Here is a 21,233-nt window from a genome sequence, read left to right as displayed (position 1 = left end):
GCGGGGTCGGCCGAACGGCCGAGGGCCGGCGCGGCGGCGCTCCCGGGGGTCCGGCCGAACGGCCGAGGCGCGCGGCCGTGTTCCCGGGTGAGAGTGGAGCCACTTCATCTGCTCGAACCACCCCCTCAGGAGTACGAGATGCAGCGCGGTTTCCTCGTCGGTGCCGTCGGCGGTGTGACCGCCGTGGCCGCCGTGGGCGGTCTCGTCACCTGGCTGCTGGCCTCGAAGGACGTCCAGCACACCACGATCGACACCATCCCCCGTGCCTTCTACGTGAAGGTGGACGGCCACCTCGCGGTGGAGAGGACCATCCTCGAGGCGCGTATCGACGGCTGGTACCACCCGCTGCCGTGGGTCGGGGAGGACATCCACGACGTGTCCTGCCCGGACCATCTGAAGGCGGTGGCCGGTGCGACCGAGACGTGCACGGCCCGGTCCGACGGCGGGCGGGTCTCGATTCCCGTGCGTGTGATCAAGGTGGAGGGAGACCCCGCGACCCCGCGGGTCACCTGGCGGTTCGAGCGCTGACACCCACCCGGGAGCACACCGCGTCATGAGCATCGTCCTGGCCGGTCACGGCCTCATCAAGAAGTACGGCCCCACCACCGCACTGGCCGGCGTGGACGTCGAGGTCGCCGAGCGCGACTCGCTGGCCATCATGGGCCCGTCCGGCTCGGGCAAGTCCACCCTTCTGCACACGCTGGCCGGGATCATCAGGCCCGACGACGGCCAGGTCCTGCTGCGGGGCGAGCGCTTCGACAACCTCGGCGAGAACAGGCTGAGCGCGCTGCGCCGGAAGCGGTTCGGGTTCGTCTTCCAGTCCGGCCAGCTGCTGCCGGAGCTGCCCGCCGAGGAGAACGTCGCCCTGCCGCTGATGCTGGAGGGCGTCCCACGCCGGCAGGCCGTCGCCCGCGCCCGCCGCTGGTTCGCTCCGCTCGGCCTGGACGGCCTGGAGAAGCGCCGCCCCGGACAGCTCTCGGGCGGACAGGCCCAGCGGGTCGCGATCGCCCGTGCCCTGGTGGGCGAACCGGACGTCGTCTTCGCCGACGAACCCACCGGCGCGCTGGACCAGAACACCAGCGAGGAAGTCGTACGGCTCCTCACCTCCGTCACCCGCGAGCAGGGCGCCGCCCTCGTCATGGTCACCCATGACTCCGACGTCGCCGCCCACTGCGCCCGGATCCTCCAGGTCCGCGACGGCCGGATCAGCGGCCACCACCAGTACACGGTCGCCTGACCCCCAGCGCACGCCACCGGAGACCCCGATGCCTTCCCCCGTCCTGCCCCTGACCTGGCACCTCGCCCGGTCCTCCGGCCGCCGCGGCCTGCAGAGCCAGGTACTCGCCGCCGCGGCCGCCGCCGTCGGCGCCTTCGTGCTGCTGGTGATGATCGCCGCCTGCCTCGGCTCCGGCACCCGAGCCGACCGCACCGCCTGGCGCCTGCCCGACGCGGCTCCCGCCCGGTCGGCGACCGCCGTCCAGGCCATGACCACGACCTACGTACGCCACCGGCCCGTCACCGTCGTCAGCCTCGCCCGGCTACCGGACCGGGGCCCCACCCCGGCGCCGCCCGGTCTGCGCGCGTTCCCGGAGAAGGGCGAGGTGTACGTCTCCCCCGCCCTGGCCGAGCTGATCCGCGAACTGCCCGCGCGGCAGCTCGCCGACCGCTTCCCGAAGCCGCGGTCCTACGGTGCGATCGGCGCCGCCGGACTCGCCTCCCCGGACGAACTGGTCGCCGTCGTCGGACGCGCACCCGGCGACCCGGCGGTCTCCAAGTCGGCGGAGGGAGGCGGCTGGTACGACGACGGGCAGACGGCCCGGGCCCGGATCACCGGGTTCACCGGCGCCGAGCCGACCCTGTTCACCGGCGCCGACCGGCAGACGGCTCTGCTGGGCGCGGTGCTGCTGGTGGTGCCCGTCGTGGTGCTGGCCGCAGCGGCCGGACGGCTCGGGGCGGCCCGGCGCGAACAGCGGCTCGCCGCGCTGCGGCTGGCCGGGGCCACCCCGCGCCAGATCCTCGCGATGACCGCCGCCGAGGCGGCGGCCGTGGGCGCCGCCGGTGCCCTCGCGGGCGCCCTCGCCTACGTGGCGCTGCTGCCCGCCCTCGCCGGGATCCCCTACGGCGTCGGCACCTGGTACACGGGCGAGTTGTGGGTCGGTCTGCCGTGGCTCATGGCGGTGGTGCTGGGGGTCACCGTCCTCCTCACGGTCAGCGCGGTGACGATGCTGCGCCAGGTGGCCACCTCGCCCCTGGGCGTGGCCCAGCAGGCCGACCCGCGCCGCACCCGCGTGATCCGGCTCGTGCTGTTCGCCGCGGCTCTCGTCTACATCCTGCAGAGCACCGGCGGCCGGCTGACGAGCCGGCAGATGATCGTGCTGCTGGCCCTCTTCTACGGGGCGTTCTGGCTGTTCGGCCCGTGGGTCGTGGACCGGCTGGGACGGGTCGCGGGCCGTTTCGCCCGCCGCCCCGCCACCCTGCTGGCCGCCCGCAGGCTCAGCGACGACCCGCGCGGCGCCTGGCGCACCGTCAGCGGCCTGGTCCTGGCGGGCTTCGTCGCCGGGTTCTTCTCCGTGAGCCAGCTGGACATCGGCTTCCCCGAGCATCCCGACCAGGTCGCGGTACTGACCGACGGCGGCGCCGACGCCCGGCACACGGCGGCCGAGGCCCGTGCGCTGCTGGACCGGGCGGGCGTCGAGGCGACCGTCGGCACGGTGGACGACGGCGGCTTCGACACCGTGCTGCTCGGCAACACCGGTGTGGTCGCCCGGGTCCCCGGCGGGCCCGAGCGGATCGACGCGGCGGTCACCGCCCTGACACCCGTCGGGCGGGGCCGCTTCCCGGTCTCTCAGGACTATGTGTCCGCCCCGGACGAGACCATCACCGACCGTGTCGCCACGGTCAGCACCGCCACGCTGCTCCTGAGCTTCCTCGTGGCGACGGCCTCCGCGGGACTGACCGCCGCCGCGAGCGTCCTGGACCGGCGCCGCGTCTACGGTCTGCTGCGGCTGTCCGGCGCTCCGCTGCGGGTGCTGGACCGGGCCCGGGTCCGTGAGACGGTCCTGCCCCTGCTCGTCCTGGCCGGAGGCACCACCGCGATGGGCGTCTTCGGCGGCTACCAGCTCAACCAGGCGGCCGGAGCCACCGTCGACAGCTCCGGCGCGCTCCGGCTCGCCGTCTGCGTGAGCGTCGGCGCGCTGGCGATGCTCGCCGCGATCGGGGGCAGCAGGCCGCTGCTGCGCAGGGTGACGGCGAACCCGGCTCAGACGGCGGACTGACGAGGCGAGAAGCCGCGGCCGCCCCGCGGCATGACTTCCACGCGCCCCGCCTGTGCCCCCCGCGCCACCGCGGCAGCGGCCTCGACTGTCACACCCTCGTGCCAGGCTGTGACCGATCGATTACACAGCGACAGGAGACAGCCTCATGAGCATCAGGCACACCACCGTGACGACCACGGCGCTACTCACGCTGCTGGGGACTCTGTTCTCCGCGACGGCGATCGCCGCGGCGCCGCCCCAGGGGGACTTCACGGCCAGAGGCGTGAAGATTCACAGCGGCTACAGCACGACGTCCTCCGTGCGAGGGCACGGCAATCCCGGCGACGGCTACACGCAGCTGGGCGGGCAGGCCAACGCGGAGAGCGTGCCCTGCCCGGACGGCTCGGTGAAGGACCACTGGACGTACGTCCACAACAACCGGACCGGAGTCGAGGGTTACGTCTCCGACTGCTTCATCAGGGAGAACTGACACCGGTTGCCCGGCTGACCAGCCCTTCCGCGGTGCCCTGGGGGCTCGTCGCCGGGTTCGGCCTGGTGCAGTTCGTCACCCGTACTTCCTGAAGAAACATGACGTACAGGTGACTTTAGAGTGGAGCCGCGCAAGGGGGCCTTCGAGATCACGGGCCCGGCACGAGCGGGAGAGGCGGGCACATGACCAGGCCGCAGACGGTACGCAGGAAGCGTGCGAACGGGGTGGAGTCGCGTCAGCGGATCCTCGACGCGGCGGTGGAGATCGCCGGCGAACGGGGCTACGAGGGCACCTCCATCGCCGCCGTCAGCGCCAAATGCGGACTGCCCGCCAGCTCCATCTACTGGCACTTCAAGGACAAGGACGACCTCATCGCCGCCGTCATCGAGCGCAGCTTCGAGACCTGGCTGACGGCCGTCGAACTACCCGGCGAGGACACCGGCACCCCCCTGGAACGCGTCACCACCATGGCCGCCAACATCGCCACATCCCTCGTCGACGCACCCGACTTCCTGCGCCTGGGCCTGATGCTCGCCCTGGAACGACGCCCCGTCGAACCCCGCGGCCGCACCGTCTTCCTCCAGGTCCGCGAAACCGCCGCCCGACGCATCGCGGAGACCGTCGAGACCCTCTTCCCCGACCTGGAGGAGGAAGCCGTCCGCACCCTCACCACCTACGCCGTCGCCGGTGCCGACGGTCTCTTCGTGCACCGAGAGATCCACGGCGAGGCCGTCGACCTGGTGGCGATGCTCGAACTGCACGCCAAGGTGGTGTACGAGGCGGCGAGCCGCATGGCGGCCGAGCTCTGAGGCAGGGCATCAGCCGTCGCCGGGCTGCACGAGCCGGAACAGCAGCCGGGCGGCTGTCCGTCGGGCGGAGCGGCGCAGGCGGTACGGGAGCGGGCGGGCCGGTGCCGGGGTGGGTGCGGCGGCCAGGCGGGGAAAGAGCGCCGCGGCGTTGGCGCGGTTGACGGCCGTGACGGTCGACGGGTCGAGGCCGGTGTCCAGGCCGGTCGCGAAGTACTGCCCGGCCACGGCGGGCGCGAAGGGCCAGTCGCTGCCGAACAGGACGCGTTCGGGGCGGGCGAAGGCGAGCAGGGTGGGCAGGGCCGCCGGGCTGGAGGAAAGGGCGGTGTCGAAGTAGAAGCTCCGGAAGTCGTCCAGGACGTCCAGGGGACTGCGCCCGGTCTCGGCGGCGAGGGCGACGGCCATGCGGTGGGAGGCGTAGGGGACGAACCCTCCCGCGTGGCTGAGGATGAACCGGATGTTCGGGTACGTACGGACGACACCGTTGCGGACGAGGAGGTAGGCGGCCCGCGTGGTGTCGAGGAGGAAGTCGGCGGCGAACGGCGGGATGTGCTCGACGGCCGGTGCGGGCAGCTCGGCCGGATGGACGAGGACGACAGCGCCGCGCTCGTCCAGGGTCCGCCACAGCGGGTCCTGGCCGTCCGCGCCCAGGTAGGTGCCCTGGTTGTTGGCGAGCAGGGTGACGCCGTCGGCCCCCAGCTCGTCCAGGGCCCGCCGGGCCTCATCGGCGGATGCCGTGAGGCCGGGCATCGGCAGGGTGGCGAAGTGGCCGAAGCGGCCCGGGTGTTCGGCGGTGAGGGTCGCGCCGTGGTCGTTGAGCCGGCGGGCCAGGGCCGCCGCCTCGGCCGGGTCGGTGAGGAATCCGGTGCCGGGGGTGGAGACCGACAGGAGGGCCGTGGTGATGCCCAGCAGGTCCATAAGCTCCAGCGCGGCCCCGGGGCTCCAGTCGGGCAGGGCGCGACCGCCCGCCTCGGCGATTCCGGCCTTGGCGAGCAGGTCGCGGTAGAAGGGCGGCACGCTGTGCTGGTGGACGTCGATACGGCCCGTCATGACGTGCTGTCCTCTCCGCCGAGCAGGTCGAGCGCCACGTCGGTGATCATGTCCTCCTGGCCGCCGACCATCCCGCGCCGGCCGACCTCGACGAGCAGGCTGCGGGCGTCGACGCCGTAGCGGGCCGCGGCGGCCTCGGCATGGCGCAGGAAGCTGGAGTAGACGCCGGCGTAGCCGAGGGTGAGGGTCTCGCGGTCGACCTGGACGGGGCGGTCCTGCAACGGCCGTACGAGGTCGTCGGCGGCGTCCTGGAGCGCGAACAGGTCGCAGCCGTGCGGGAGCCGGAGCTTGTCGGCGGCGGCGATGAACACCTCCAGGGGCGCGTTCCCTGCTCCGGCGCCCATACCGGCCAGCGAGGCGTCGACGCGGTGGGCGCCGTGCTCGACGGCGGTGAGCGAGTTGGCCACACCGAGGGAGAGGTTGTGGTGGGCGTGGATGCCGATCTCGGTGGCCGGGTCGAGTGCCTGCCGGAGGGCGTCGACGCGTGCGGCGACGCCCCGGGTCGTCAGCGCGCCGCCGGAGTCGACGACGTAGACGCAGGTGGCGCCGTAGCTCTCCATCAGTCGCGCCTGGCGGGCCAGTGTCGCGGGGTCCGTCATATGGCTCATCATCAGGAAGCCGGCGGTGTCCATGCCGAGTTCGCGTGCCGCGGCGATGTGCTGGGCCGAGATGTCGGCCTCGGTGCAGTGGGTGGCCACGCGGACGACGGACGCGCCGGCGGCGTGGGCGTCGCGCAGGTCGTGGACCGTGCCGATGCCGGGGAGCAGGAGGGTGGCGACCCGGGCCCGGGTGACCACCGAGGCGACGGCCTCGATCCACTCCAGGTCGGTGTGGGCTCCGAAGCCGTACACGCAGGAGGAGCCCGCGAGTCCGTCGCCGTGGGCGACCTCGATGGAGTCGGCTCCGGCGGCGTCCAGGGCGGCGGCGATGGCGGCCGCCTGGGCGGTCGTGTACTGGTGCCGGACGGCGTGCATGCCGTCCCGGAGGGTGACGTCGCTGATGTACAGGCGGTTCATCGGGCCACCGCCACGGGTGTGCGCAGGGCGATGCGTTCGGCGGCGGCGACGGCCGCGGAGGTCATGATGTCCAGGTTGCCGGCGTAGGCCGGGAGGTGGTCGGCGGCGCCGGTGACTTCGAGCATGACGGTGACCTTGGTGCCGGTGAACGGGCCGACGCCGGGGATGTGCGGGGAGTCGAGCCGGTCGAACTGGACGCTCTGCTTGAGGCGGTAGCCGGGCACGTACGCCCGGACCTTCTCGGCCGTCGCCAGGATGCTGTTCTCGAGGGCGGCGTGGTCGCAGTCGCCCTCGACCAGGCAGTACACGGTGTTGCGCATCAGCAGGGGCGGGTCGGCCGGGTTGAGGATCATGACGGCCTTGCCGCGGCGGGCGCCGGCGACCTCGCGCAGGGCGCGGGTGGTGGTCTCGGTGAACTCGTCGATGTTGGCGCGGGTGCCGGGGCCGGCGGACCTCGCGGCGATGGAGGAGACGATCTCGGCGTAGGCGACGGGGGCGACCTGCGCGACGGCGGCCGCGATGGGCACGGTGGCCTGGCCACCGCAGGTGACCATGTTCAGGTTCGAGGCGTCGAGATGGGCGTCGAGATTGACCACGGGCACGCAGTACGGGCCGATCGCGGCGGGCGTGAGGTCGAGGACCCGGACACCGGTGGGCTCCAGCTTGGCCCAGTTGGCCTGGTGCGCGGTGGCCGAGGTGGCGTCGAAGACCAGCCTGATGTCCCGGAACCCGGGCAGCGCCAGCAGTCCGTCGACACCGTCGGCGGTGGTGACGACACCCAGCCGTCGGGCCCGGGCGAGACCGTCGGAGGCGGGGTCGATCCCGGCCATCGCGCTCATCGTGAGCGCGCCGGAGCCGCGCATGATCTTGATCATCAGGTCGGTGCCGATGTTGCCGGAGCCGATGACGGCGACCGGCCAGGGGGCAGGGGGCATGGAGGTCTCCTGGGGCAGCTGATCAGACGAAGCTCACCGACACCGGCCCGAGGCCGCTGAACCGGGCCTCCACCTTCTGGCCTGCGGTGACGAACGGGGCGGTGGTCATGGCGCCGGGCAACACCACATGGCCCGGTTCCAGCGTGATGTCGAAGGCGGACAGCGTGTCGGCCAGCCAGGCGACCGCGGCGGCCGGATGCCCGAGCACCTCCCGGCCGCTGCCCGAGGCGACGTGCTCGCCGTCGACGAGCAGGTCGACCAGGACGGCGGGGAGGTCGGGCACCTCGGCGAGGGGCGTCCACGCGCCGACGACCAGGCCGGCCGAGCTGGCGTTGTCCGCGACCGTGTCGGCCAGGGTGATCTTCCAGTCGCGGATCCGGCTGTCGACGATCTCCAGCGCGGGCGCGACCGCCTCGGTCGCCGCGAGGACGTCCGCGACGGTGACGCCGGGGCCGCGCAGGGGCGCGGCAAGACGGAAGCAGATCTCCGGCTCGATGCGCGGGGCGCAGTACCGCCCCGCGCGTACGGCGCCACCGTCGCGGTGGACCATGTCGTCCAGCAGATGCCCGAAGTCCGGCTCGGCGACGCCGAGAAGCCGCTGCATCGCGGCCGAGGTCAGTCCGACCTTGTGCCCGACGATCGTGGCACCGGCGGCCAGCCGTTCGGCGATGTTGCCCTGCTGGACGGCGTACGCGTCGGCCGTGTCCAGGCCCGGCAGCAGCTCCGTCAGCGGGTCGATCGGCGTCGCGCGGCGCTCGGCCTCGCGCAGCAGCCGGCGGGCTCGTGCGCGCTGGGGGGCGGTCAGGGTCATGCCTTGCTCCTCGCTGCCAGGCGGCTCGCCGCGTCGTGGACCAGCCGGGCGTGGATCTCGAACATCGCCACCAGGTCGACGGCATCGCCATGGATCTCCCGGTGCACGAACAGGCCGTCGGCGCCCGCGACGGCGTAGGTGGTGAGGGTGCGGGCCGCGTCCTCGTCCAGCTCGGGATACAGCCCTCTGACGGTCTCCGCGATGCGTCGGGCGGCGATCTCACGGACCTGGAGGAACGCCGTGCGGCCGCGGGGTTCGACGGGGCGTCGTTCCAGGGCGAGCATCAGGCCCAGGCGCAGGAAGTCGGGTGCGTCGACGAGGGATGTGGCGATGTTCGCGGCCATGGTGGTGACGCGTTCCAGGGGTGTGCCGGTGTCCTCGCCGGGCAGTTCTACGGCCGTCAGCCAGGTCTCGAAGCTGCGCTCGATGACGGCGGCGATGAGGTCGTCCTTGTCCTTGAAGTGCCAGTAGATGGAGCTGGCGGGCAGTCCGCATTTGGCGCTGACGGCGGCGATGGAGGTGCCCTCGTAGCCCCGTTCGCCGGCGATCTCCACCGCCGCGTCGAGGATCCGCTGACGCGACTCCACCCCGTTCGCACGCTTCCTGCGTGGCACTTGACCCTCTCCCTCACCCTGCTTACCGTAGCGGTCATTCCAATTGGAGTAAACACTACAGCAACGAATCTGCGACACCCCCGACAAGGACGAGAGCGAGGTGGCCCGGTGGGCGGGATCAGACCGGGAGAGACGGCCTACGACGTGGCGGTGATCGGCTACGGGCCCACGGGGGTCACGGCGGCGAACCTGCTCGGGGCGATGGGCCTGCGGGTCGTCGTGCTGGAACGCGACGCCGAGATCTTCTCCCGTGCCCGGGCGATCTCCACGGACGAGGAGGTCATGCGGATCTGGCAGCGCGCCGGTCTGGACGAGCGGCTCAAGCGGGACATGCTGGCCGAGCGGCCCTGCGACTTCGTCGACGCGCGAGGCCGGACCTTCCTCAGCGCACGCCCGGCCCCGCACGGCCACGGCCATCCGCCGCAGCTGTTCCTCTACCAGCCTGCGGTGGAACGGGTGCTGCGCGACGGGGCCGGCCGCTACCCGAACGTCGAGGTGCTGCTGCGGCACGAGTGCCTGCGGCTGCGGCAGGACGCCGACGGCGTGGAGCTGACGGTGGCGGGCACCGCCGACGACTCCGTACGGCGGCTGCGCGCCGCGTACGTGATCGCCGCCGACGGCGGGTCCAGCCTCACCCGGGCCCAGCTGAACATCGGCTACGAGGGCCGGACCTACGAGGACCGCTGGGTGGTCATCGACACCGAGATGCTCAAGCCCTGGCCGGACCACGACCGGCTGCGCTTCCGCTGCGACCCGGACCGGCCCGCCGTGGACTGCCCGACCCCGCTCGGGCACCACCGCTGGGAGTTCCCGATCCTGCCGGGCGACGACGAGACGTATCTGACCACGGACGACGCGGTGCACGAGCTGGTGGCCCGGTACGGCATCGGCAGGGACAGCGTCAAGGTCCTGCGCGCCACCGTCTACAGCCACCACGTCCGCTTCGCGACCCGCTTCCGGGTGGGCCGGGTCTTCCTGGCCGGGGACGCGGCGCACGCCATGCCGCCGTGGATCGGCCAGGGCATGGCCGCCGGTGTGCGCGACGCGGCCAACCTGTGCTGGAAGCTGGCGGCCGTGCTGCGGGGCGAGCTGCCCGAGGCACTGCTCGACAGCTACGAGGCCGAACGTATGCCGCACGTCAGGGAGGTGACGAAGCGGGCGGTGTTCGTCGGGCGGATCATCACCGAACGGCGCCGTCCGGTCACCCGGGTCCGCGACGCCGTGCTGCCCGTCCTGAACCGGGTACCGGGCTTCAGCTCCTGGTTGCAGGACTCCCAGTGGATACCCGTCGCCCGCTACGCCGAGGGGTTCCAGGCCCGCCCACGCGCCAAGGCCTCCGGCAGCCAGCTCCCCCAGCCCCGGGTGACCGGGCCCGACGGCACACGAGTGCGGCTCGACGAGGCGCTCGGCGGCCGCTGGCTGCTGCTGCACGCCCGCACCGAGACCGCCCAGCCGGCCTGGCGGGTCCCCTCGCTTGTCGTCACCCCCGCCGGTTCCCCGCCGGGCGAGGGCACCCTCGTCGACAGCGACGGGGTGCTGCTGCCCTGGCTGGACCGGCACCGCGCGGCCACCGTCGCCCTGCGTCCGGACGCCTACGTCTACGCCGCCGCCCGCGCGGGAGCCCGGCTCCCCGCTCCCCCGGCGGGGTTCGCCCCGCTTCCGCACGAGTCCGCCTCGACGACCCTGTGAGGACCACCATGAGCGCACCGACCGAACTGCCGTCGCCCCCGTCGATGCGAGAGCGTCTGCTCGACGTGGCCGGAAAGAAGATCTTCGTCGCGGAGACCGGCGAGGGCCCGCCCGTCCTGCTGCTGCACGGCGGCGGCCCCGGCGCCTCCGGCGTCTCCAACTACACGCGCAACATCGCAGCGCTGGCGAAGGAGTACCGGGTCATCGTCCCCGACCTGCCCGGCTACGGCCGCAGCACCAAGGGCGTCGACACCGCCGACCCCTTCGGACACCTCGCCGACGGCATCCGGGGCCTGCTGGACGAACTCGGCTTGGAGAAAGCCCACTTGGTCGGCAACTCCTACGGCGGTGCCTGTGCGCTGCGGCTGGCCCTGGACACCCCCGACCGGGTCGACCGCATGGTGCTGATGGGCCCCGGCGGCATCGGCACCACTCGCGGCCTGCCCACACCGGGCCTCACCAGCCTGCTGAACTACTACAACGGGGACGGGCCGTCACGGGCGAAGCTGGAGAAGTTCATCCGCCAGTACCTCGTCTTCAACGCCGCCGACGTCACTGACGCGGTGATCGACGCGCGCTACGAGGCGAGCATCGACCCCGAGGTGGTGGCCGCCCCGCCGCTGCGCCGCCCCTCGGGGCCGAACGCCCTGCGCACCCTGTGGAGGATGGACTTCACCCGCGACCGGCGGCTCGCCCGTCTGCCCGTGCCCACGCTGGTGCTGTGGGGCGCCGCCGACCGGGTCAACCGGCCGTCCGGCGGGGCGATGCTTGCCGAGCGCATGCCCGACTGCGATCTGTACCTGGTCGCCAACACCGGCCACTGGGTGCAGTTCGAGCGCGCGGACCTCTTCAACCGGCTGTGCGCCGGCTTCCTGGCGGGCCGCCGATGAACCGGCCCGGGAACACCTCCGCCAGTACGTCGGTCTTCGGCTCGGTCCACCTCGGCTACCTCGTCGTCGAGACCGAGCGCTTCGCCGACTGGCGCCGTTTCGGCGGCGACGCCATCGGCATGCACCGCGACGATCTCTCCCGCGATGTGACGCGGTTCCGGCTCGACGACCAGGAGTGCCGGTTCCTGCTGCGGCGTGGTCCCGCCGAGGACGTCGTCGCGACCGGCTGGCACATCGACGGCCACACCGCGTTCGAGCGGATCGAGGCCCGGATCCGCGCCCATGGTGTGCCGTTGCAGGAGGGCACGGCCGAAGAGGCGGCGCTGCGCGGTGTCGAACGCCTGCTGCGCTTCCCCGGGCCCAAGGGCATCACGCAGGAGATCTACACGACCCCGGTGCGGTCGGCCGAGCCGTTGCGGATGCTCTCCTCGGGCTTCGTCACCGGCGAGGCGGGCATGGGGCATGTCGCGATCACGTCCACCAGACCGGCGCGGCTGCGCGGCTACTTCGACACCGTCTTCGACGCCCGGCTGACCGACCGCATCGACGAGACGATCAGCGGAGTCAAGCTGAAGATCCGCTTCCTGCGCGTCAACGAACGCCATCACTCCATCGCCGTGGCCGCCGTCCGGGGCCTGCCGATCGACCCGGTGCGCACCCGTGTCCAGCACCTCAACATCCAGACGGCCACCCTGGACGACCTGGCCCGGAGCTATCAGCGCGTGCACGAACTCGGCTTCGACATGGCCCTGTCCGTCGGTCAGCACACCAACGACAAGGAGCTGTCCTACTACGCCCGCACGCCCTCGGGCTTCGAGTGGGAGGTCGGCTGGAACCCGGTCGTCGTCGACGAGTCCACCTGGGAGCCGAGCACCCACCAGGGCATCAGTATCTGGGGGCACACCCCGATGGGCCGGACGATCGTCGACAAGCTCGGGCAGTTCCGGCTCGCCGCCCGCTCCCTGGCACGCGTCGAGGACACCGTCCCCGCCATCGGCGGCAACGGTGTCCCCGAGGACTGAGCACGGCTCAGCGCGACGTGCCGGCCATCTCCGGGACCGGCGCGTCGAGGGCGTCCAGTCCGCGCAGGATGTCCTCCACCCGCTGCTTGGCGTCGCCGAAGAGCATCTGCGTGTTCTCCCGGAAGAACAGCGGATTCTGCACACCGGCGTACCCGGCGGCCATCGACCGCTTGAAGACGACCACGTTGGCCGCCTCCCACACGTGCAGCACCGGCATGCCTGCGATGGGGCTGGCCGGGTTGTCGGTGGCGGCCGGGTTGACGGTGTCGTTGGCGCCGATGACCAGGACGACCGAGGTGGCGGCGAAGTCGTCGTTGATCTCGTCCATTTCGAGGACGACGTCGTACGGCACATTCGCCTCGGCGAGCAGCACGTTCATGTGCCCGGGCAGCCGGCCGGCGACGGGGTGGATGCCGAAGCGCACCTCGACGCCCCGCTCGCGCAGCTTGCGCGCCAGCTCGGCGACCGGGTACTGGGCCTGGGCGACCGCCATGCCGTAACCCGGGGTGATGATCACCGAGGAGGCGTCGCGCAGGAGTTCCGCGGTCTCCTCGGCGTTGATCTCCCGGTGCTCCCCCTGCTCGCCGTCGTCGGCGGCCGCCGCCGGGGTTCCGAAGCCGCCCGCGATCACCGAGATGAAGGAGCGGTTCATCGCCTTGCACATGATGTACGACAGGTAGGCACCGGAGGAGCCGACCAGTGCGCCGGTGACGATCAGCAGGTTGTTGGCGAGCAGGAAGCCCGAGGCAGCCGCCGCCCAGCCGGAGTAGCTGTTGAGCATGGAGACGACCACCGGCATGTCACCGCCGCCGATGGAGGCGACCAGGTGCGCGCCGAGGGCGAGCGCGACCACGGTGACGGCGATGAGCAGGCCGATGTTCGGCCGGGCCACGAACGCGACGGTGAGCGCGACGAAGGCGACCAGGGCGCCCACGTTGAGGATGTGCTTGCCGGGCAGCGTCAGCGGGTTCGACTTGATGCGCGCGGACAGCTTCAGATACGCGACGACCGAGCCGGTGAAGGTGACGGCGCCGATGAACACCCCGATGAACACCTCGGCGTGATGGATGCCCAGCAGCGAACCGCTGAGCCCGGGATCGACATCGAGGTAGCCGTTCCAGCCGACGAAGGTGGCGGCGAGGCCGACGAGGCTGTGCATGATGGCGATCAGCTCGGGCATGCCGGTCATCTCGACGACCCGGGCGCGCCACAGTCCGATGCCGGCGCCGACGGCCGTGGCGACGGCGATCAGCACGAGACCGGTGGCGGTGATGCTCCGGGAGGCGAGACCGACGGTGGCGGCCAGGGCGATGACCATGCCCGCGATGCCCCAGACGACTCCCGAGCGGGAGGTCCGGTGCTGCGAGAGGCCGGCCAGGCTGAGGATGAACAGCAGCGCGGCGACGACGTAGGCGGCCTCTGCGGCCGTGACTGTGGTCATCCGGGATCAGCCCTTCGAGAACATGCCGAGCATGCGGCGGGTGACGGCGAATCCGCCGAAGATGTTGATGCTCGCCAGCAGGATCGCGGCGAACGACAGCACGGTGACGGCGGTGTTCCCCTGCCCGATCTGCAGCAGCGCGCCGACCACGACGATCCCGGAGATGGCGTTGGTGACCGACATCAGCGGAGTGTGCAGCGCGTGGTGCACATGGCCGATGACGTAGAAGCCGATGACGATCGCCAGGACGAACACCGTGAAGTGGCCGATGAGTTCGCTCGGCGAGAAGGCGGTCACCAGGAACAGCGCGAGCGCCCCGGCACCGACGAGGGCGTACGGCGCCCAAGCCGGCCGGGCGGGCTTCGCCGGGGTCTCCGAGGGCACGGCCACGGGTTCCGGGGCCCCGGCCGGGGCGGGCGCGGCGGACACCTGGACCGGAGGCGGGGGCCAGGTCTTCTCGCCCTCGCGGACCACGGTCATGGCGCGCTGCACCACGTCGTCGAAGTCGAGGACGAGTTGACCGTCCTTGCCGGGCGTGAGCAGCTTCATCAGGTTGACGATGTTGGTGCCGTACAGCTGCGAGGCCTGGGCGGGGAGCCGGCCGGGCAGGTCGGTGTAGCCGATGATCGTCACGTCGTTGTCGGTGACGACGGCCTTCCCGGCGACCGTGCCCTCGACGTTGCCGCCCTGGGCCGCGGCCATGTCGACGATGACGCTGCCGGGCTTCATGCGCGCGACGTCCTCGGCCGTGACCAGCCGGGGCGCCGGGCGGCCCGGGATGAGCGCGGTGGTGATGATGATGTCGACGTCGGCGGCCTGCTCGGCGTAGAGCTGCGCGGCGAGCCGGTTGTAGTCGTCGGAGGTGGCCTTGGCGTAGCCGTCGGTGCTCACCTCCTGCTCGGCACTCACCGTCAGGAACTCGCCGCCCAGCGAGTGGACCTGCTCGGCGACCTCGGGCCGGGGGTCGGTGGCGCGGACCACGGCGCCGAGGCTGCGGGCGGCGCCGACCGCCGCGAGTCCGGCCACACCGGCGCCGGCCACCAGCACCTTGGCGGGCGGTACCTTGCCGGCGGCGGTCACCTGGCCGGTGAAGAAGCGTCCGAAGGCGTGCGCGGCCTCGACCACGGCCCGGTATCCGGCGATGTTCGCCATCGAGCTGAGCACGTCCAGGGACTGGGCGCGCGAGATCCGCGGCACGGCGTCCATGGCGAGCACCGTGATCGGCCGCCGCGTCAGCTCCTCGACCAGGTCGGGGTTGAGCGCGGGACTGATGAGCGCGATCAGGGTCGCCCCGTCGCGCAGCCGGCCGATCTCCTCGCTCGAGGGGCCGTTGACCTTCAGTACGATCTCCGCCGACCACGGGTCGCCGAGGCGGGCTCCCGCCTCCTCGTAGGCCGTGTCGAAGAAGCGGGACGAGGCTCCCGCTCCCGGTTCGACCACCACGTCGTATCCGAGCGCGACAAGTCTCCCCACGGTGGCCGGCGTCGCCGCCACCCTGGTCTCGCCCGCAGTGGACTCGGCGGGTACGCCGATCCGCTGGGGTTCCGGTTCCGCTGGGGCCATCGTCTGCCTCTCTCGTCGTTCTACTGCCTGTCTGCCTGTCCTCCTTGGTGCCCGCATCCTGCACCTTCGACGCGGCAACTGTGGCGGACCGTGGTCACATGGCCGAGGAGGTCGTCCTCACACCGCCCAGGGGTTGCCGCGGGACGCGTTTGGGGGTATCAGTGTGGCGCACGGGGCCGGAGTGGTCTTGTGATGCGACATGAAACGGCCGGGCGCAGACTGAGTGCGTGAGCAGCACGCGCCCGGGGCGCGGCGAGGGATCGCCCCCCTCCCGACCGGCGCCGCAGCAGCAGACTGTGGCACTGGCGGCGATGATGTTCGCCGTCGCCATGACCTTCATCGACCAGACCATCGTGTCGATCGCGGCTCCGGACATCGTTCGTGAGCTGAACCTGTCGTCCTCCGGCATGCAGTGGGTGGTGAACGCCTATCTGCTGGCCCTCGCGGCGTTCTTCGCCCTCGGCGGGCGCCTCGCGGACCTCTACGGACCACGCCGTGTCGTCGTGATCGGCACGCTGGTGTTCGTCGTGTCGTCGGTGCTGTGCGGCTGTGTCCCCGAGGGCAGCGCGGCGCAGACCTGGCTTATCGTGTTCCGCGCCACCCAGGGGTTCGGGGCGGCACTGCTCTTCCCGGCGGCTCTGGCCGTGGTGGTCGCGGTGTTCCCGGTGGAGAGACGCGGTCGCGCCCTCGCCCTGTTCTTCGGCGTCTCCGGCGCGCTGACCGCCCTGGGCCCGCTGCTGGGCGGCTGGCTGACGAACTGGACCTGGCGCGCCGTCTTCTGGGTCAACGTCCCCGTGGCGATCGTGGCGCTGGCCCTCACCGCGCTGGCGCACATCGCCGACCGGCGACGGTCCGGCACCCTGGACGTCCGTGGCGCCGCGCTGATCGCGATCGGCATGGGCCTGAGCGTCCTCGGCTTCCAGCAGGCCTGGTCCTGGGGCTGGGACAGCTGGGCGACCTGGGTGTGCATCGCGGGCGGCCTCGCGGTGCTCTACGCGTTCGTCCGGTTCGAGCGCGACGTGCAGCATCCGCTGATCGACCTGCGGGTCTTCCGCGACAGGGCGTTCACCGTGGACGCGGCGGTGCTGTTCTTCTCGATGCTCGCCTTCGTCCCGCTGTTCTTCTTCACCTCGGTCTACGCCCAGGTGTCCCTGAGCGCCTCGCCGAACCAGGCTGCCCTGTTCCTGCTGTACTTCTTCGTGGGCTTCGCGATCGCCTCGCAGTGGGGCGGCCGGATCCTCGACAAGCAAGGGGCACGCCCGGCCCTGAAGCTGGGCTCGGCGGTGGGCTGTGTCGGGTTCGCCCTGTGGGCGAACAAGCTCACCGACCTGTCCATGCACGACCAGTGGCCGTACGCGGCCCTCGCCGGGGCCGGCATCGGCTTCATCCTCGCGCCGGCCTCGACGGACGCCGTCAACCGGGCCATCGGTGCCTCGTACGGCGAGGTCACCGGCATCACCCAGACGGTGCGCAACTACGCGGCGAGCGTGGGCCTGGCCGTCTACGGCACGATCCTGACGCACGTCACGACCGACAAGGTGGTGCGGACCCTGGAGTCCCGGGGCATGTCCACGGACGACGCGAACACCGTGGCCCGTGACATCACCGAGTCGATCACGGGCAGCGGCGACTCCCAGCCACCCTCCGGCACGAGCCCCGCCGCCGAGGCCACCCGGGACGCGATGGGCGCCATCCGCATGGACTTCGCCGAGGCCAACCAGTGGGTGTTCTACGGCATGGCCATCGCCCTGGGCGTCGGCTACCTCTGCGCCCTGCGCCACCCGGGCGGGCGGCCGGCCACGAACGCGGCGGTGGAGGAGCAGGTCGCGCAGAAGCGGTGACGGTGCCTCACGACCGTACGGCGGCGGGCTCGTCAGGTGAACAGGTCGGTCGTACGCGCCTGGATCTCCTCCGGCGTCAGCTCCTCGATCGGCTGGGAGATCATCCAGAGGTGGCCGAACGGGTCGGCGAGACGGCCGCCGCGCTGCCCGTAGTGCTGGTCGGCGACGGGGTACACCACCGTCGCGCCGCCCCGCAGCATGGCCTCGGCGACGGCGTCGGCGTCGGACACGTCGAGCGCCATGATCACCGGGGAGCCGCCGAGGGAGGACGGTGCCGGGTCGCCGTCGTCTGCGTCCTTGACCGCGATCACCGCGCCGCCGAGACGCAGCATGGCGTGCACGATCCTGCCCTCGGGGTCGGTGTACCGCTCGATCTCCTCGGCGCCGAGCGCGGACCGGTAGAAGTCGATCGCCCGGGGTCCGTCGGAGACCACGAGCCGGGCGTAGAGCCGGGTGACGGCGGGGGCGTCGGGTGAGGTGCCGGGTGGGGTGTCGGGTGTGTTCGTCATGCCTTCACGATCGCGGGTCCCGGGGGCCGTGGATTGTAGAAAACGGCCGGCCGGGCGGGGTGTGTCACCCGCCGAGCGGTACGTGGTTGCGCTCCAGCGGCGAGCGCGGTGCGTACGCGGTCGGTGTGATGCCCGCGAGCGCGCGGAACTCATGGATCAGATGCGCCTGGTCGTGGTAGCCGCAGTCAGCGGCGAGGACCGCCCAGTCCGGCGCCCCGGCCCCGGAGTTCACGCGCCGCAGCAGCCGCTGGAAGCGCCGTACCCGCGCATACCGCTTGGGCGCGAGTCCCAGCTGTTCGGCGCAGCTGCGGGCCAGCCGCCGGGAGGTCCAGCCGAGCCGGTCGGCGACCTCGCCGACGGGTGTGCCGCGATCGAGCAGTACGGCGGCGAGGCGGACCGCCGGGTCGGGCTCCAGCGGACGCTCCGCCCGCCCCAGCAGGGCCGTCTCCAGCTCCCGCAGCCCCGCCTGAGGGCCACCGGCGGCCACGGCCTGAAGCAGCCGCTCACGCAGTACCGCGCCGTCGGTGCCCCACAGCTCGTCCAGTCCGACCAGCTCGTCACGGACCGCGGAGACCGGGGCGGGGAGGAACGGGTACGCCCCCGCCGGACGGAACGCCACCCACACGACGGCGCGCTGCTGCGCCGGGTCGATCAGGGCCGGCTCCGTGTACGGCCCCTGCAGGGCCGCGCCCCGGGTACGGCGGTCGGCGCCCCTCAGCGGTGACGAGGAGAAGGCGTCCCCGTCGAGGTTCACCAGCAGCTGCGCCCCGCCCGTCGGCAGGGCCAGCTCGGCGCCGTGCGCGAACCGCCCCTCGACATACCCCAGCGCGCCGATCAGCGGCCCGAGCGCGGCCGCCGACGGCCGGACGGTGAGCGAGAGAGCTGTTTCCGCGGCCGTTTCCTCGAACGTTTCCGCGGCCGTTTCCTCGGCCGTACGAGCCATGCGTCCAGACTACGGCCGGGGTACGACACCGGGCCCTCCGGCGGAGTCGGCCCCGGGCCGGGTCAGGCCGTGGCCGTGGCCGTGAGGCGTGCGGCCAGGTCGCGGCCCGCGGCCTTGAAGGCCGGTGGGAAGGTCAGCTTCAGGCCCTTCTCCTCGCCCTGGACGGTCAGCACGGTCTGGGCGCCGAGTCCGAGCAGCGCCTTGCGGGCCGGGGAGGCGGCGACCAGCTCACGGGGCAGGACCATGACGGGCTTGCCCGGCCGGCCGGTGACGGAGCCGGGTTCGAAGAAGAGCAGACGCCGGTCGGTGAGCGCCCAGTACAGGGGGCGCGGCTGAACCGTGGCGATGACGGTCCCGGCGGTCAGCGCCCCGACCAGTGCGGAGGTGAGGACCCGCCGCTTGACCGAGACGGATCCGACCTTGGCGAGCGAGATGAGCTCGACCTGCTCCCCCTGGGCGAGCAGAGGGGTGACCGCTGCGAGGACCTGCTGTCTGCGTCTGTTGTTCATGACCGTCCGTACTGGTGCCTGCGGGCACACGTGTGCGCCGCGGGGGAGAGCGGGGGGCGGATGTGAGCGTAGGGGCGGCCCCTCGGTGGTTGAGCAAAGGCGAAGTCAGCGATCTGCAATGAAACGGGCGGCATGGCCCCTTTGCCGAGTACCCGATTTGCCGAGTACCCGGCCGTCGCCCCCGCCCCGCGCGTCACGGCTGTCCGAACCGTTGACGGAGGTAAGGGCCCCGCTTATCTTCTGACGGAATTCATGGCCGAATTCACGAACCACGTTCGAAACCACGGACATTGGATCGACAGAGGCGGCTCGTATGCTTCGGACTCCCCCTGCGGCCAGGCGCCGCAGTCCCCTGCTCGTCTGCGTGCTCGCCCTGCTCCTCGCCCTCGTGACGGCGGCTCAGCCGGCGTCCGCGGTGGAGGGGCGGCCGTACACCAACCCGCTGAAGTCGTTCAAGGGCGCCGACCCCTGGCTCCAGTACCACGACGGCAACTACTACCTGATCACCACGACGTTCACCGGCATCCTCGGCATCCGCAAGTCGCCGACCCTCGCGGGCCTCGCCACCGCGCCCAACGTGCAGGTGTACTCGGACACCACGTCCACACGCAACACCAACTTCTGGGCGCCGGAGATGCACCTCTTCAACGGCCACTGGTACGTGTACTACTCGGCCGGGCAGAGCGGCGTCGCCTGCTGCGACTCCCAGCGCACCCATGTACTGGAGAGCGCCGGCACCGACCCGATGGGGCCGTACACCTACAAGGGTTCGCTCACCGGGTCCAACCTCACCCCGGGCGGCTGGCTGATCGACGCGAGCGTGCTCCAGGCGAACAACAGGCTGTATCTGGTGGGCAGCGGGTTCATCAACGGCAGTACACAGAGCCTGGTCATCGCGCCGCTGAGCAACCCGTACACCCTCGCCGGCAACACCTTCTCGATCATCTCCAGCCCGACTCTGGACTGGGAGCGCTCCGGCAGTCCGGTCAACGAGGGCCCCGAGCCGCTCTACCGCGACGGCCGCACCTTCCTGACCTACTCCGCGAGCTCCTGCCAGACCGCCGACTACAAGCTCGGCCAACTGGAGCTGACCGGCACCGACCCGCTCAACCCGGCGTCCTGGACGAAGAAGCAGACCCCCGTCTTCCAGCGCAGCGACGCGAACAGCGTGTACGGCCCCGGACACAACGGCTTCTTCACCTCGCCCGACGGCACCGAGAACTGGATCGTCTACCACGCCAACTCCGCGTCCAACGGCGGCTGCGGCAACGGACGGACCACCCGCGCCCAGAAGTTCACCTGGAACGCCGACGGCACACCGAACTTCGGCACACCGCTCGCCCTCGGCGGCACGCGCCCCGGCCCGTCGGGCGAAACGGCGGCGACCCCGACGTCGTACGCCCTCGTCAACCGCAACAGCGGCAAGTGCCTGGACGTGAACGGCGGGAACACCGCCGACGGCACCGATGCCCTCCAGTGGAGCTGCACCGGCGGCGCCAACCAGAAGTGGCGGATCGAGGACCTGGGTGACGACACCAGCCGGCTGGTCAATGTGGCCACCGGCAAGGTGCTGGACACCGCCGACTGCTCCGCCGCCGACGGCGCCGATCTGCGGCAGTGGTCCTGGCTGAACAACAAGTGCCAGCGCTACCGCCTGGTCTTCACCGCGAGCGGCGACCACGTCCGGATCGTCAACGAGGCCACCGGCAAGGTCGCCGACGTGGCGAACTGCGGTACCGCGGACGGCGCCGACGTACGGCAGTGGACGTGGCTGAACAACAACTGCCAGCAGTGGCGCCTCGTCCCCACGACCTGATCACTCCCCCTCTGATCCGGAGAACTCCCTTGAG

At 71.9% G+C, this 21,233-nt stretch carries 20 protein-coding genes; 10 read left to right on the top strand and 10 right to left on the bottom strand.

Annotated elements, in window-relative coordinates:
• Positions 1-93: 93 nt before the first annotated feature.
• From ACFT32_RS32710 to ACFT32_RS32690, 5 genes are all read left to right on the top strand, one after another.
• Entirely contained in the window at positions 94-528 is a 435-nt protein-coding gene (locus ACFT32_RS32710) for a DUF4333 domain-containing protein (protein ID WP_382496500.1), read from the top strand.
• 25 nt (positions 529-553) lie between these two features.
• Complete coding sequence (locus ACFT32_RS32705) at positions 554-1,237, top strand: ABC transporter ATP-binding protein (protein WP_382496499.1); 684 nt, start codon at positions 554-556, stop codon at positions 1,235-1,237.
• Between the two features lie 28 nt (positions 1,238-1,265).
• Complete coding sequence (locus ACFT32_RS32700) at positions 1,266-3,275, top strand: FtsX-like permease family protein (protein WP_382496497.1); 2,010 nt, start codon at positions 1,266-1,268, stop codon at positions 3,273-3,275.
• A 145-nt stretch (positions 3,276-3,420) separates the two neighbouring features.
• On the top strand, positions 3,421-3,744 hold the full coding sequence (locus tag ACFT32_RS32695) for a hypothetical protein (RefSeq protein ID WP_382496496.1): 324 nt from the start codon (positions 3,421-3,423) through the stop codon (positions 3,742-3,744).
• Positions 3,745-3,926: 182 nt separating this feature from the next.
• On the top strand, positions 3,927-4,553 hold the full coding sequence (locus ACFT32_RS32690; protein ID WP_382496494.1) for a TetR family transcriptional regulator: 627 nt from the start codon (positions 3,927-3,929) through the stop codon (positions 4,551-4,553).
• 9 nt (positions 4,554-4,562) lie between these two features.
• On the opposite strand, the gene ACFT32_RS32685 is transcribed toward ACFT32_RS32690, so the two are convergent.
• From ACFT32_RS32685 to ACFT32_RS32665, 5 genes are read right to left on the bottom strand one after another with little or no spacing between them, the layout of a single operon-like run.
• Positions 4,563-5,600: an amidohydrolase family protein gene (locus tag ACFT32_RS32685; protein WP_382496492.1), complete on the bottom strand. Its 1,038-nt coding sequence runs from the start codon at positions 5,598-5,600 to the stop codon at positions 4,563-4,565.
• Entirely contained in the window at positions 5,597-6,616 is a 1,020-nt protein-coding gene (dmpG, locus tag ACFT32_RS32680) for a 4-hydroxy-2-oxovalerate aldolase (protein ID WP_382496491.1), read from the bottom strand. Before dmpG ends, ACFT32_RS32685 begins: the two co-directional genes overlap by 4 nt.
• Positions 6,613-7,551, bottom strand: a complete 939-nt coding sequence (locus ACFT32_RS32675) for an acetaldehyde dehydrogenase (acetylating) (RefSeq protein WP_382496489.1) — start codon at positions 7,549-7,551, stop codon at positions 6,613-6,615. Before ACFT32_RS32675 ends, dmpG begins: the two co-directional genes overlap by 4 nt.
• 22 nt (positions 7,552-7,573) lie before the next feature.
• Complete coding sequence (locus ACFT32_RS32670; RefSeq protein ID WP_382496487.1) at positions 7,574-8,362, bottom strand: 2-keto-4-pentenoate hydratase; 789 nt, start codon at positions 8,360-8,362, stop codon at positions 7,574-7,576.
• Positions 8,359-8,976 carry a TetR family transcriptional regulator gene (locus ACFT32_RS32665; protein WP_382496485.1) on the bottom strand — a complete coding sequence of 206 codons (618 nt, stop codon included), beginning with the start codon at positions 8,974-8,976 and terminating at the stop codon, positions 8,359-8,361. The genes ACFT32_RS32670 and ACFT32_RS32665 overlap by 4 nt, the downstream gene beginning before the upstream one ends.
• Positions 8,977-9,084: 108 nt before the next feature.
• Here ACFT32_RS32665 and ACFT32_RS32660 point away from each other — a divergent pair, with 108 nt between their 5' ends.
• Genes ACFT32_RS32660 through ACFT32_RS32650 form a run of 3 tightly spaced genes read left to right on the top strand, consistent with a single transcriptional unit; the run spans position 9,085 to position 12,577 of the window.
• Complete coding sequence (locus ACFT32_RS32660) at positions 9,085-10,665, top strand: bifunctional 3-(3-hydroxy-phenyl)propionate/3-hydroxycinnamic acid hydroxylase (RefSeq protein ID WP_382496483.1); 1,581 nt, start codon at positions 9,085-9,087, stop codon at positions 10,663-10,665.
• 8 nt (positions 10,666-10,673) lie between these two features.
• Positions 10,674-11,555, top strand: a complete 882-nt coding sequence (locus ACFT32_RS32655; RefSeq protein ID WP_382496482.1) for an alpha/beta fold hydrolase — start codon at positions 10,674-10,676, stop codon at positions 11,553-11,555.
• On the top strand, positions 11,552-12,577 hold the full coding sequence (locus ACFT32_RS32650; protein WP_382496480.1) for a VOC family protein: 1,026 nt from the start codon (positions 11,552-11,554) through the stop codon (positions 12,575-12,577). The genes ACFT32_RS32655 and ACFT32_RS32650 overlap by 4 nt, the downstream gene beginning before the upstream one ends.
• 7 nt (positions 12,578-12,584) lie before the next feature.
• On the opposite strand, the gene pntB is transcribed toward ACFT32_RS32650, so the two are convergent.
• On the bottom strand, positions 12,585-14,018 hold the full coding sequence (gene pntB, locus ACFT32_RS32645; RefSeq protein ID WP_382496478.1) for a Re/Si-specific NAD(P)(+) transhydrogenase subunit beta: 1,434 nt from the start codon (positions 14,016-14,018) through the stop codon (positions 12,585-12,587).
• Between the two features lie 6 nt (positions 14,019-14,024).
• A complete protein-coding gene (locus ACFT32_RS32640; RefSeq protein ID WP_382496476.1) occupies positions 14,025-15,581 on the bottom strand; it encodes a Re/Si-specific NAD(P)(+) transhydrogenase subunit alpha in 1,557 nt (518 codons plus the stop codon).
• A gap of 311 nt (positions 15,582-15,892) precedes the next feature.
• On the opposite strand from ACFT32_RS32640, the gene ACFT32_RS32635 reads away from it, so the two are divergent.
• Positions 15,893-17,422: an MFS transporter gene (locus tag ACFT32_RS32635; protein ID WP_382496695.1), complete on the top strand. Its 1,530-nt coding sequence runs from the start codon at positions 15,893-15,895 to the stop codon at positions 17,420-17,422.
• Positions 17,423-17,454: 32 nt separating this feature from the next.
• Here ACFT32_RS32635 and ACFT32_RS32630 read toward each other — a convergent pair whose 3' ends face one another.
• From ACFT32_RS32630 to ACFT32_RS32620, 3 genes are all read right to left on the bottom strand, one after another.
• Entirely contained in the window at positions 17,455-17,931 is a 477-nt protein-coding gene (locus ACFT32_RS32630; RefSeq protein WP_382496474.1) for a VOC family protein, read from the bottom strand.
• A gap of 64 nt (positions 17,932-17,995) precedes the next feature.
• A complete protein-coding gene (locus tag ACFT32_RS32625; RefSeq protein WP_382496472.1) occupies positions 17,996-18,874 on the bottom strand; it encodes a helix-turn-helix domain-containing protein in 879 nt (292 codons plus the stop codon).
• A 62-nt stretch (positions 18,875-18,936) separates the two neighbouring features.
• Entirely contained in the window at positions 18,937-19,383 is a 447-nt protein-coding gene (locus ACFT32_RS32620) for a hypothetical protein (RefSeq protein ID WP_382496470.1), read from the bottom strand.
• Between the two features lie 313 nt (positions 19,384-19,696).
• Here ACFT32_RS32620 and ACFT32_RS32615 point away from each other — a divergent pair, with 313 nt between their 5' ends.
• Positions 19,697-21,199: a family 43 glycosylhydrolase gene (locus ACFT32_RS32615; protein ID WP_382496468.1), complete on the top strand. Its 1,503-nt coding sequence runs from the start codon at positions 19,697-19,699 to the stop codon at positions 21,197-21,199.
• Positions 21,200-21,233: the final 34 nt, after the last annotated feature.

The organism is Streptomyces sp. NPDC057002 (assembly GCF_042673825.1).
GTDB lineage: Bacteria > Actinomycetota > Actinomycetes > Streptomycetales > Streptomycetaceae > Streptomyces.
Note: the sequence above shows the minus strand (reverse complement) of the source record. Positions and strands in the feature narration are given on the sequence as shown.

Coding starts and splice junctions, on each gene's coding strand:
- ACFT32_RS32640 (WP_382496476.1), bottom strand. CDS start 15,581: ATGGCCCCAGCGGAACCGGAACCCCAGCGGATCGGCGTACCCGCCGAG.
- ACFT32_RS32615 (WP_382496468.1), top strand. CDS start 19,697: ATGCTTCGGACTCCCCCTGCGGCCAGGCGCCGCAGTCCCCTGCTCGTC.
- ACFT32_RS32620 (WP_382496470.1), bottom strand. CDS start 19,383: ATGAACAACAGACGCAGACAGCAGGTCCTCGCAGCGGTCACCCCTCTG.
- ACFT32_RS32650 (WP_382496480.1), top strand. CDS start 11,552: ATGAACCGGCCCGGGAACACCTCCGCCAGTACGTCGGTCTTCGGCTCG.
- ACFT32_RS32695 (WP_382496496.1), top strand. CDS start 3,421: ATGAGCATCAGGCACACCACCGTGACGACCACGGCGCTACTCACGCTG.
- dmpG (WP_382496491.1), bottom strand. CDS start 6,616: ATGAACCGCCTGTACATCAGCGACGTCACCCTCCGGGACGGCATGCAC.
- ACFT32_RS32705 (WP_382496499.1), top strand. CDS start 554: ATGAGCATCGTCCTGGCCGGTCACGGCCTCATCAAGAAGTACGGCCCC.
- ACFT32_RS32635 (WP_382496695.1), top strand. CDS start 15,893: ATGATGTTCGCCGTCGCCATGACCTTCATCGACCAGACCATCGTGTCG.
- ACFT32_RS32690 (WP_382496494.1), top strand. CDS start 3,927: ATGACCAGGCCGCAGACGGTACGCAGGAAGCGTGCGAACGGGGTGGAG.
- ACFT32_RS32700 (WP_382496497.1), top strand. CDS start 1,266: ATGCCTTCCCCCGTCCTGCCCCTGACCTGGCACCTCGCCCGGTCCTCC.
- ACFT32_RS32655 (WP_382496482.1), top strand. CDS start 10,674: ATGAGCGCACCGACCGAACTGCCGTCGCCCCCGTCGATGCGAGAGCGT.
- ACFT32_RS32685 (WP_382496492.1), bottom strand. CDS start 5,600: ATGACGGGCCGTATCGACGTCCACCAGCACAGCGTGCCGCCCTTCTAC.
- ACFT32_RS32625 (WP_382496472.1), bottom strand. CDS start 18,874: ATGGCTCGTACGGCCGAGGAAACGGCCGCGGAAACGTTCGAGGAAACG.
- ACFT32_RS32630 (WP_382496474.1), bottom strand. CDS start 17,931: ATGACGAACACACCCGACACCCCACCCGGCACCTCACCCGACGCCCCC.
- ACFT32_RS32670 (WP_382496487.1), bottom strand. CDS start 8,362: ATGACCCTGACCGCCCCCCAGCGCGCACGAGCCCGCCGGCTGCTGCGC.
- pntB (WP_382496478.1), bottom strand. CDS start 14,018: ATGACCACAGTCACGGCCGCAGAGGCCGCCTACGTCGTCGCCGCGCTG.
- ACFT32_RS32675 (WP_382496489.1), bottom strand. CDS start 7,551: ATGCCCCCTGCCCCCTGGCCGGTCGCCGTCATCGGCTCCGGCAACATC.